We start from the raw sequence: 10447 nt of genomic DNA, 5'->3' as shown, positions 1-10447 counted from the left end.
GGCGACGGACTCGAGGCGGCCGTGCGCGCCGCGCTGCGCGGCGGCGAGGACCGCCCGCCGCGCCCGAGCGCGCCCGCGATGTGCTGGATCTTCTGCCAGCGCGCGCTGTTCAAGGTCCGGCGCGACCCGCAGCAGGTGTTCGACGCCGTGCTGTTCCCGGTGATGGTGACGCTGGTGTTCACCTTCCTGTTCGGCGGCGCGATCGCGGGCTCGACGGACCGCTACCTGCAGTTCCTGCTGCCCGGCGTGGTGGTGCTGACGGTGGTGATGATCAGCATGAACACCGGGATCGCGCTGAACGTCGCGGTCTCCACCGGCATCGACGACCGGTTCCGGTCCATGCCGGTCTGGCGTCCGGCGATGCTGGTGGGCGAACTGCTCAGCGACATCGTCCGGTACCTGATGGCGTCGGTGGTCGCGGTGCTGCTCGGGCTGCTGCTCGGCTACCGGCCGCACGGCGGGTTCCTCGGCGTCGTGGCGGCGCTGGCGCTGATCCAGGTGTTCGCCTTCAGCCTGGCCTGGGTGTGGACGGCGCTCGGGCTGGTCGTCGACAAGCCGCAGACGATCATGACGCTGAGCGGCATCGGCGTGTTCCCGCTGCTGTTCGGCAGCAACATCTTCGTCGCCACGCACAGCATGCCCGGCTGGCTGCAGGCGGTGGTGAACGTCAACCCGGTGACCCGCACGGTCACGGCCGTCCGGGGCCTGATGGCGGGCGACGCCACCGGCTGGCACGTCGTCACGGCGCTGGTGGCCTGCGCCGTGCTGGTCGCCGTCTTCGGACCGCTGACCGTCCACCTCTACAACCGGGAGCGCTGAACCGCACCCACCCCCTAGATGGAGGCGCCATGACGCACGCCAACCAGGAGATCATCCACCGCTTCTTCGACGCCTACGGCAAACGGGACATGGACGCGCTGCGCGAGGTCATGTCCGAGGACGTGACCTGGAACTTCCCCGGCCGCAGCCAGGTCAGCGGCGTCATCCGGGGCCTGCCGGACGTCGTCGCGTTCTTCGACCGGATCAGCGGGTTCGAGATGCGGTCGGAGACCTACGTGACGGGCGCCAACGACGACTACATCGTCGAGGCGCAGCGCACCTACACCGTGGCGCCGGACAGCGACTTCGAGATGGAGTACTGCGTGCTGTGGCGGTTCGCCGACGGCAAGATCGTCAACGGCACGCACCTGTGCGCCGACCAGCACCGCGCCGACGCGTTCTTCGACGGGGCCGAGCGGTGAGTCCCCCGCCGGACGCGGGCCCGGGGGTCGCGGAGGCGGCGCGGGAGCCCGAGCGGGCGAGCGTCGCCCGGGTCTACGACTTCTACCTGGGCGGCGACCACAACCTGCCGGTGGACCGCGAGTTCGCCCGGCGGATGGTGGAGCGGGTGCCCGAGGCCCCGGAGGTCGCGCGGCTGAACCGGGCGTTCCTGCGGCGCGCGGTGCGGACGTGCGCGCGCGCCGGGATCCGCCAGTACCTCGACATCGGCTCGGGCATCCCGACGGTCGGGAACGTGCACGAGGTCGTCGCCGAGGTCCGTCCGGACGGCCGGGTCGTGTACGCCGACCACGACCCGACGGCGGTGGCGTACGGCCGCGAGATCCTCGCCGGGGACGAGGCGGCGGCGATGGTGCTCGGCGACCTGCGCGACCCGGACGGCGTGCTCGCCGACGCGGAGGTCCGGCGGCTCATCGACTGGGACGAGCCGGTGGCGGTCCTCATGCTCGGCGTCCTGCACTACGTGCCCGACTCGGGGCGTCCGCGGGAGCTCGTCCGGGCGTACACGTCGCTGATGGCCGCCGGCAGCGCCCTGGTGCTGTCGCACGGGACCGACGACGCGCTGCCCGACCACGTCCGGTCCATGACGGACCTGTCGAAGGAGCGGCAGAGCGAGGCGTTCATGCGGTCGCGCGCGGAGGTCGCGGCGTTCCTGGACGGCCTGGACGTCCTCGATCCGGGCGTGGTGTTCCTGCCCGAGTGGCGTCCGGACGCCGGGGACGAGGAAGGGTCGCCGAAGGCGCGCGTCATGGCCTACGGCGGCGTGGGCCGCAAGCCCTGATCCGGCGCTCCCCCTGCCCCGCCCGTCCCGCCCCCTCCTGATCCGGGAGCGGGACGGGCGGTCACCCGCCCGCCGGGGCGGGGGTCAGGCGGGCTTGGTGCCGCAGACCAGGAGGACCTCGCCGGTCGGACGGACCGGACCGTCCGGGAACGCCTCGCCGAACACGCGGACGGCGTCCTCGCGCATGGCCTCGCGCGTGCCGGGCGGCAGCGCCGCGAAGAGTTTCAGGAACGGCCCGGCCGTCTCGGTGAAGAGCTCCCACGCGGCGGCCGGGTCCGGGGCCTCGAAGATGGGGGCCTCGAAGACCTCGGTGCGCAGGCCGGTGAACCCGGCGTCGGCGAACAGGCCGGTCAGCTCGTCCAGGGAGGACAGCGAGACGGGGCCGGGGCCCGCCTCCGGCGCGACCGGCGGCAGCGGGACGTGCCGGGCGACGATGCCGTTGGTCAGCCGGAACGGCATGCAGCGCTCGGCCGCGCCGAGCGTCATCGCGACGAACCGGCCGCCGGGGCGCAGCGCGTCGCGGACCGCGCGGACGGCGGCGGGCCGGTCCGGCATGTACTGCAGGCCGGCGCGGCACGTCGCCAGGTCGAACGCGCCGTCCGGGACGCCGAGCGCGCCCTCGTCCAGGACGGTCCGGAACCCCGCGTTCGGGACGCCCTCCTCGGCGGCGACGGCGGTCGCCTCGGCGACCATCTCCGGGCTGAGGTCGAGGCCGAGGACGTACCCGCCGGGCGAGACCCGTTCGGCGAGGGCGAGCGCGGGATTGCCGACGCCGCAGGCGAGGTCGAGGGCGCGTTCGCCGGGGCGCGGCGCGGCCAGCCGGAGCATGCCCTCGGTGATGGCGCGGCCGGGGTCGGTGAACGCGCGGCGGTGGCGGCGCCAGGCGGCCGAGCACAGCGCCCACTCCTCCCGCTGCCGGTCGCGCTCGGTCTCCGCCGCGGTCCGCCGGTCCGCCGTCGTCATGGCCGCTCCCTGATGCGTTGTCGCTATGGAATATTGCAGCGTTCGAGCAGATCGCTTGTCCTGCACTGGGCACTCGTTCGGCAAGACTAGTTATTTTTGAAGCTGTTGGATAGTCTGCCGGTGTCGTGATCCATCGATCCGGTGACGACGGGAGTGCCGCTCGTGAGCACCGTTCCCCCCCAGCAGGACGATCCGGCCGCCGTGAACGAGCGCGCGGAGAAGGTCTTCTTCACCATCCTCGAGAACCCGCCCGAGAGCGACCCGGCCGAGCACTACGCCTGGCTGCACGCGAACGCGCCCGTCTTCACCACGGGCAACGGCATGACGGTGCTGTCGCGGTACGCCGACGTGAGCGCGGCTCTGCGGCACCGGTCGCTGGGGCGCGGCAAGGAGTCGGTGCAGCACCTCACCGACCTCCCGCCCGACGTCCTCGAACCGGTGATGGCGCGGTGGCGGCGGACCATGGTGTTCGCCAACCCGCCGCTGCACACCCGGATGCGCCGCGCGATCTCCAACGCGTTCACCCCCTACCACGTGGAGCGGCTGCGGCCGGTGATCCACGACCACGCGCACGCGCTGCTGGACGCGCTCGCCGACGAGCCCGGCGGCAACTTCGTCAGCCGGGTCAGCTCGCCGCTCGGCGCGACCCTGGTCGGCGAGCTGGTCGGCGTCCCCGAGGCGGACCGGCCGCTGCTGGCGAAGCTGTCCCCGGAGTCGATGCGGGTGTTCGACCCGATGACCGCCGTCGCGGAGCTGCCCATGGCGGCGGCTGCCGAGATGCGCATGGCCGAGTACTTCACCGCGCTGATGGGCGAGCGCATGCGCGCGCCGAAGGACGACGTCCTGTCGCGCCTCACCGCCGCGCACAAGGCGGGCGAGCTGGAGGACGTCGAGGTCGTCGCGGCGTGCTCGAACCTGATGAACGCCGGGATGGACACCGGCGTCAACCTGATGAGCAACGGCCTGGCCATCCTGCTGGACCACCCCGACCAGATCGAGGTGCTGCGCCGCGACCCCGGCCTGGCGCTGCGCGCCGCCGAGGAGCTGGCGCGACTGGACCCGCCGCTCAACCTCAACCCGCGCACGGCCCTCGCCGACTGCGAGGTCGCGGGCGTGCGGGTGGCGGAGGGGCAGATCGTCATCAGCGTCCAGGGCGCCGCCAACCGCGACCCGTCCCGCTACACCGACCCCGACCGGGTGGACGTGACCCGCGACGAGGGGCCGTGCCTGACGTTCGGCGGCGGCATCCACTTCTGCATGGGCGCCCATCTCGGCCGGATCATGGTCAGCGAGCTGCTGACCTGCCTGGTCACCCACTTCTCGGCGGTGAAGCGGGGCGGGCCCCCCGAGCGGCGGCTCGGCCACAACATCCGCGCCTTCCTCGACCTGCCGGTCACGCTGCGCCGGTAGGAGGACGGATGCGCGCGCTGTTCCTCTCCACCCCGCTGGAGAGCCACCTGTACCCGATGGTCCCGCTCGCGTGGGCGCTGCGCGCGGCCGGGCACGAGGTGGTCGTCGGCACCACCGGCCCGGCGCTGTCGGTGGCGGGCGCGGGGCTGGACGTCATCGACATCGACCCCGGGGGCCGCCGCCCCTCGGTCGCCGACCTCAACGCGACCCGGCCCGACCTGGTCTCCAAGTGCGCGACGAAGGTCGCCGACGGGCGTCCGCTGCTGGTGGAGGCGACCCGGGCGTACGCCAGCGACATGATCGCCGCGGCCCGGCTGTGGGGGCCGGACCTGGTCGTCCACTCGCAGCTGCAGGGCGGCGGGCCGCTCGCCGCGGCGGCGGTGGGCGTGCCGGCGGTCGAGCACGCGACGAGCCTGCTGCGCACCGACGACTTCTACGAGCTGCTGCCGGAGCTGCTGCCCGAGGTGTTCGCGGCGCACGGCCTGGACGGGCTGCCGGAGCGGCGCGGCTGGATCGACGTGGCGCCGCCCAGCATGGCCGCGCGGCGCCCCGGCACCTGGTCGATGCGCTACGTCCCGTACAACGGCGGCGGACGGCTGCCCGCGGACCTGGCGTCCCGGCCGGAGGGCCGCCGTGTCGCGGTCACGGTCGGGACCGGTGTGATGGCGCCGAACGCCGAGCGGCTGCTGACCCGCGTGCTGGGGGTCGCGGAACGTACGGACGCCGAGTTCGTGCTGCTGCTCGGCGCGGGCGCCGACGCGGGCGGCCGGCTCGGCGACCCGCCGCCGAACGTGCGGGCCGTCCGCGAGTGGGTGCCGCTGCGCGCGCTGCTGGAGACCTGCGACGGCCTCGTCCACCACGGCGGGGCGGGGTCGACGCTGGCCGCGCTGGACGCCGGGGTGCCGCAGGTGGTGATCCCGTCGGGCGCGCCGAACTACATCCAGGCCGCCTGCGTGCGGGACCGCGGCGTCGGGCTGGTCGCCGACCTGGGCGACCTGGACGCGGCGCTGGTCGACCGGGCCCTCACCGACATCCGGGTGCGCGCGGCGGTGCGGGCGGTCCGGGCGGAGATGACCGCCCTGCCGTCCCCCGCCGACACGGTCGCCTGGCTCACCGACCTCGCCGCCCGCGGCAGCCGGGCATGGCGAACGAGATGAGCCTGGACGCGGTGCCGGCGGGGCTTTCCGGGCGTGTCCCGGACACCTTCCGGGCCGGGGCCGCCGCCGCTCGCGACGGGTCGGACGCGGCGGCGGTCCACGCGGCGCTGTTCCACGGGGCGGCGCTCGTCCGGGACCGGGTCTCCCTCACGATCGACGGTGAGCGGTACGCGGTGTCGCCGGTGTCGGCGGGGTTCGTGGCGCTCGGCGCGGAGGCGTTCCCGCGCGCGCGTGAGGTGGCCGCCGCCGCGCTGCGGCTGGGACGGCCCGTCGCGCTGATCGGCGACCTGGCCGGTACCGCGTTGGCTCTGGCCGGGAACGCCGGTACCCGGTGGGTGCACAGCCCGGAGCCGGGCGAGGCGCACTTCCTGCTGCCCGCGTCGTTCGTCCGCGACCGGGCGCGGATGCTGCGACGGCGGCTGACCTGGGAGCGCGCCCGTCCGGACGCGCCGCCGCAGCGGCTCACCGCGGTCGGCGTCGGTCCGCGTCCGTTCGTGTCGCCCGCCGAGCTGCGCGCGCTGGTCGGACGGGCCGAGGCCGTGGTCGCGACCGACTGGACGTACGCGCACACGCTGCCGCGGCTGCTCGGAACGCCGTCGCCGCCGGGGCCGCGCCACCGGCCGGTCCCGTACGACAGCGCCGACTACGACGCGACGATCAGGGAGGTCGGCGCGGCCCTGGACGCGCTGCGGGACGAGGGCGTGCGGGACGTCGTGCTGCTCGTCGAGGGCAACCCCGACACCTACGACGTCCTGGACGGCGTGCGGCTCGACCGGCGGCGGCTGGACGTCCTGCCCGGCGTCCCGATCGCGCTGGTCGCGGCGGGCGAGGCCGGGGCGCCCGCCGCGCCGGCCCGGTTCGCCTACCTGTCGGGCCTCCCCCACCGGCACGGCCAGACCCGGCGGCGGCTGCGTGCGGAGCTGGAGCTGTACCTGCGGGCCGGGATCACCTGCGTGCTGGTCGAGATGACCTACGGCGACCTGGACCTCGCCGTCCAGGTCGCGGCGCGTTCGCCGCTGCCGAAGACGCTCGTGCTGCTCAGCGACGCCTACACCCCGCACGCGCGGCGGCTCGTCACCACGAGCCGTTCCGCGACCGGGACGCGGGCCATGCTGGAGCGGGCGCGCGGCACGCTCAGCACCCTGGCGGTGTTCGACGCGTCCCCCGGCCGCGCCGCCGGTGGCCCGTGACGCGTGCCGCCGAGGTCGCCGCGCTCCTGCGGCCGGACGCCCCTCGCACCGGGCTGGTCTGCGGGGACGTCGGCGCGCCCGTCCGTCATGTCCTGATCGCGGTGGACGCCGCCCCGGCCACGGTCGCCGAGGCCGTGCGACTGCACGCGGACATGCTGGTCGCGTCGGGCGGCCTGGACCGGCTGGACGGTGCCGGCATGGTGGGGCTCGGCCACCGGCTGGGCGCTTCGGGCCTCGCGTTGCTCGTCGTGCCGCCGTCCCCGGACCGCGACGAGTGCTCCGGAGCGGTCGCCGAACGGCTCGGACTGGTCGGCGCACGCCCGCTGCTGCCCTCGGACGAGCTTCTGGACACCGTGGTCGCGTTCGTCCCGAAGCCGGACGTGGAGCGGGTGGTGGACGCGCTGGCGGAGGCCGGCGCCGGGGCGATCGGCGACTACGCCCGGTGCGTCTGGACGGCCGAGGGGGTCGGGTCGTTCGTCCCGCTGGACGGCGCGCGCCCGGTGATCGGCGCGGTCGGCGAGGTCGAGTCGGTGGCCGAGACCCGCGTCGAGATGGTGCTGCCACGCGCGCGCCGCGCCGAGGTCGCCGCCGCGCTGCGCCGGGCCCATCCGTACGAGGAACCGGCGTTCTACCTGTGCGAACTCGCCCCGCGGCCTGGACGGCACGGGCTCGGGCGCGTGGGCGGCCTGGCGCGGGCGGTGCCCCTCGCGCGGTTCGCGGCGCACGTCGCCGCACGGCTGCCGGGACGGCCCGGCGGGATCAGGACGGCCGGTGACCCGGACCGTCCGGTGCGGCGGGTGGCGGTGCTGGCCTCCGCGTCCTCGGCCGCGAGTCCCCTGCGGCTCGCGGCGGACGCGGACGTCCTGGTCACCGACGACCTCCCCACCCCAGCCCTGCTCGCACGCCCGGAAGGCGAGGCGGACGGTCCGGCCGTCGTGTGCGCGGGGACGTGGGCGACGCGCCGTCCTTGGCTGGACACGCTCGCCACCCGGCTGCGCCCCTTCGTCGGCGTCACGGTGTCGGACACCGTCACCGACCCGTGGACGCTGCACACCTGAACCTCCGCCGGCCGCCCCCCAGCCGGGCAGCGCGCGGAGGCGTCAGCCGCCCGGCCGCCCCCCAGCCGGGCAGCGCGCGGAGGCGTCAGCCGCCCGCGAGCGGCGGGACGATCACGACGACGCTGTCGGACGCGATCTCGGCGGCGGCGCGGTCCGGCCGGGCGACCGGGTCGTCGTCCACGTAGACGTTGAAGTAGCCGAGCGGTTCGCCGTCGTCGCCGAGCAGGCGGCGGCGGTGCGCCGGATGCGCGGCGGCGAACCGCTTGATCACCTCCATGAGCGGGCCCGCCGGGACGTCGAACTCGGTGCGCGCGCCGTGCGTCCAGCCCGCCGGCAGCAGGATCTTGGCCATGTCACCCTCCCGACGTCACCCACCGGTACCGTCCGGCTCGCTTTCCTCGCGGGCCGGAGCGGCGCAGCGGAACCCGAGCGCGAAGTTGGACCATCCGCCCGGGTCGCCGTGCATGCGTTCACTGCATCTGACCTGGTAGCGGAAGTTCATCCAGGAGCCGCCCCGGATCACCCGGTACCGGCCCATGACGCGCCGCAGGGCCGGGTCGCAGGGCGCGTCGTCGGCGTAGAGGCGGGACGGGCTGGCCGTCCACTCGTAGACGTTGCCCGCCATGTCGGAGCATCCGTGCGCGCTGTCGCCGGTAGGCGAGAACGCGCCGACGGGCGTCGTCCGGGGCAGCGGACCGTGCTCGCGGCAGGTGGCCCGCCACCAGTCGAGCCAGCCGTCGAGGGCGTCCAGGCGGCCGGCGTGCAGTTCGGCGGTGTTCGCCGCGCCGGGCACCCACCGGTCGCCCCAGGGCCAGATGCGGTACCGGACGCCGCGCGCCGCCAGTTCCCATTCGGCCTCGGTGGGAAGCCGCCGGCCCGCCCACCGGGCGTACGCCACGGCGTCGTTCCAGCTGATGTGGACGACGGGATGGTCGGGGCGCTCGGCGGCGTCGGTGCCGGGACCGCCGGGCGCCCGCCAGCACGCGCCCCGGCGCTCCTCCCAGAAGCGCTCGCCGTACACCATGCCGTAGCCGATCCGCTCGGCGTCGGTGAGATATCCGGTAGCGTCCGCGAAGGCCGCGAACCGGCCGACGGTGACGGGGAAGCGGTCCATCCGGAAGGCGGGCACCTCGACCTCGGTCTGCGGGGTCTCGTCCGCGAACCAGGCTCCGGGCAGCGGTTGCGGCTCCGACTCCAGCCAGCGGGCCATCCACGGCGGCGACCCGAGACGGAGGACGGCGCCCGGAACCTCCACCGTCCCGGTCCCGTCATCTCCCCGGACACCTTCGAGCACGCTATATATATTAGTAGTGATTCGGGCGGGCGGGAAGGAGCGCGCAGGATGGACGCAGCGCGGGACGCGGCCGCGTTCGACGAGCGCGCGGACGCCTGGGACCGCTGGCGCGAGGCCCCGTGGAACCGCCTCCGGTACCGCCTGGTCGCGCACACGCTCGCCCGCGCCGTGGACGTCGCGTCCGGCGGTCCGCTCCGGGTGCTGGACGTCGGCGGCGGCGACGGCGGGGACGCGCTGCCGCTCGCGCGGCTCGGGCACCACGTGACCGTCCTCGACCACGCCGCCACGCTGCTCGAACGCGCGGAGCGGGCGGCGGCGGACGCCGGGCTCACCGAACACGTCCGCGTGCTGCTCGGCGACCTGGACGACGCGGCGGCACTCGGCCCGCGCTTCGACCTGGTGCTCTGCCACAACGTGCTGCACTACCGCGACGACCCGGCGCACGCGGTGTCCGTCGTCGCCGGGGCGGCCCGGCCGGACGGCACGGTGTCGCTGCTCTCCCCCAACCCGGCGATGGACGTCCTGGCTCGCGCGGTGCGGCTCGCCGACCCCGCCGGGGCACTGGCCCTGCTGGACGCACCCGCCCTCCGGTCGGAGACGTTCGGGCGGGAGATGCGGCGGTGGGAGCCGGACGACGCGGCGCGCGCCCTCGGCGCGGCCGGCTGCGTGGTGACCCACCGGTTCGGGATCCGGTGCGTCAACGACCTCGTGGCGGATGACGGCCTCAAGCACGACCCGACGTTCGCCGAGCAGCTCGAACACCTCGAACTCGCGCTGTGCGACCGGGAGCCGTACCTGCGCACGGCCCGGTTCTGGCACCTCGTCGCCCGCCGCCGCCCCTGACCGCCCTCAGCCCGCGGCATCCGCGCCCGACCCAGTGCGCGTCCCCTCCCCGGCCTACGCCGGTCCCGTCTCACAGGGTCATCCGGGATGGACGCCGGAGACGAGCACCGCCTCACCGGGCGGACGCACCGGCCCGCCGGGGAACCAGGAGGCGAGCGTCCGGACGGCCTCGCGGTGCGCCGCCTCGCGGGCGCGCTCGTCCAGCCCGCCCTGCCACGCGAGCAGCGGGGCGGACGTCCGGACGATCAGCACCCACGCGGCGGCGGCGTGCTCGGCCTCGAAGACCGGCACCCGGTGCGTCTCGGCGCGCACGCGGGTGAACCCCGCCGCCTCCAGCAGCGCCGTCCATTCGCGGGGGTCGGGGCGGCGGGCGGCCGGGACCGGTCCGCGCCGGGTGACGACGCCGTGCCGGACGCGGAAGGGGGAGTACCGGCCCGGCTCGTCCGCCAGCACCGCGGCGAACCGCCCGCCGG

Annotated in this window: 12 protein-coding genes; 8 read left to right on the top strand and 4 right to left on the bottom strand. The window is 75.4% G+C overall.

Annotated elements, in window-relative coordinates; translation table 11 throughout:
* From DZF91_RS13780 to DZF91_RS13770, 3 genes are all read left to right on the top strand, one after another.
* Positions 1–819, top strand: an 819-nt coding sequence (locus DZF91_RS13780) for an ABC transporter permease (protein WP_199486620.1), incomplete at its 5' end; no start/stop codon positions are given.
* Between the two features lie 29 nt (positions 820–848).
* Positions 849–1241, top strand: a complete 393-nt coding sequence (locus DZF91_RS13775; protein WP_117357867.1) for a nuclear transport factor 2 family protein — start codon at positions 849–851, stop codon at positions 1239–1241.
* Complete coding sequence (locus DZF91_RS13770) at positions 1238–2059, top strand: SAM-dependent methyltransferase (RefSeq protein ID WP_117357866.1); 822 nt, start codon at positions 1238–1240, stop codon at positions 2057–2059. The genes DZF91_RS13775 and DZF91_RS13770 overlap by 4 nt, the downstream gene beginning before the upstream one ends.
* A gap of 84 nt (positions 2060–2143) precedes the next feature.
* Here the strand turns inward: DZF91_RS13770 and DZF91_RS13765 are convergent, their stop codons facing one another.
* Positions 2144–3022, bottom strand: coding sequence for a class I SAM-dependent methyltransferase (locus DZF91_RS13765; RefSeq protein ID WP_117357865.1), 879 nt, complete (start codon positions 3020–3022; stop codon positions 2144–2146).
* 162 nt (positions 3023–3184) lie between these two features.
* Between DZF91_RS13765 and DZF91_RS13760 the strand changes: the two genes are divergently transcribed.
* Genes DZF91_RS13760 through DZF91_RS13750 form a run of 4 tightly spaced genes read left to right on the top strand, consistent with a single transcriptional unit; the run spans position 3185 to position 7837 of the window.
* Positions 3185–4432 carry a cytochrome P450 gene (locus DZF91_RS13760; protein WP_147341142.1) on the top strand — a complete coding sequence of 416 codons (1248 nt, stop codon included), beginning with the start codon at positions 3185–3187 and terminating at the stop codon, positions 4430–4432.
* An 8-nt stretch (positions 4433–4440) separates the two neighbouring features.
* Complete coding sequence (locus DZF91_RS13755) at positions 4441–5589, top strand: nucleotide disphospho-sugar-binding domain-containing protein (protein ID WP_117357863.1); 1149 nt, start codon at positions 4441–4443, stop codon at positions 5587–5589.
* Positions 5574–6779 (top strand): SAM-dependent methyltransferase, encoded by a 1206-nt coding sequence (locus tag DZF91_RS39775; protein ID WP_158587938.1) that lies wholly within the window; start codon positions 5574–5576, stop codon positions 6777–6779. Before DZF91_RS13755 ends, DZF91_RS39775 begins: the two co-directional genes overlap by 16 nt.
* A complete protein-coding gene (locus DZF91_RS13750) occupies positions 6776–7837 on the top strand; it encodes a Nif3-like dinuclear metal center hexameric protein (protein ID WP_158587937.1) in 1062 nt (353 codons plus the stop codon). The genes DZF91_RS39775 and DZF91_RS13750 overlap by 4 nt, the downstream gene beginning before the upstream one ends.
* An 85-nt stretch (positions 7838–7922) precedes the next feature.
* Here the strand turns inward: DZF91_RS13750 and DZF91_RS39770 are convergent, their stop codons facing one another.
* Together DZF91_RS39770 and DZF91_RS13740 are read right to left on the bottom strand one after the other, a co-directional pair.
* Positions 7923–8189, bottom strand: coding sequence for a ubiquitin family protein (locus DZF91_RS39770; RefSeq protein ID WP_158587936.1), 267 nt, complete (start codon positions 8187–8189; stop codon positions 7923–7925).
* Positions 8190–8204: 15 nt separating this feature from the next.
* Positions 8205–9131, bottom strand: coding sequence for a formylglycine-generating enzyme family protein (locus DZF91_RS13740; protein ID WP_235834266.1), 927 nt, complete (start codon positions 9129–9131; stop codon positions 8205–8207).
* A 48-nt stretch (positions 9132–9179) separates the two neighbouring features.
* Here DZF91_RS13740 and DZF91_RS13735 point away from each other — a divergent pair, with 48 nt between their 5' ends.
* Positions 9180–9974, top strand: coding sequence for a class I SAM-dependent methyltransferase (locus DZF91_RS13735; RefSeq protein WP_117357861.1), 795 nt, complete (start codon positions 9180–9182; stop codon positions 9972–9974).
* A 78-nt stretch (positions 9975–10052) separates the two neighbouring features.
* Here DZF91_RS13735 and DZF91_RS39765 read toward each other — a convergent pair.
* A partial coding sequence (locus tag DZF91_RS39765) for a hypothetical protein (RefSeq protein WP_199486619.1) occupies positions 10053–10447 on the bottom strand: 395 nt, incomplete at its 5' end.

This window comes from Actinomadura logoneensis (genome assembly GCF_003428695.1).
GTDB classification, from domain to species: Bacteria; Actinomycetota; Actinomycetes; order Streptosporangiales; family Streptosporangiaceae; genus Spirillospora; species Spirillospora logoneensis.
This window is presented reverse-complemented; position numbering and strand designations above follow the sequence as displayed.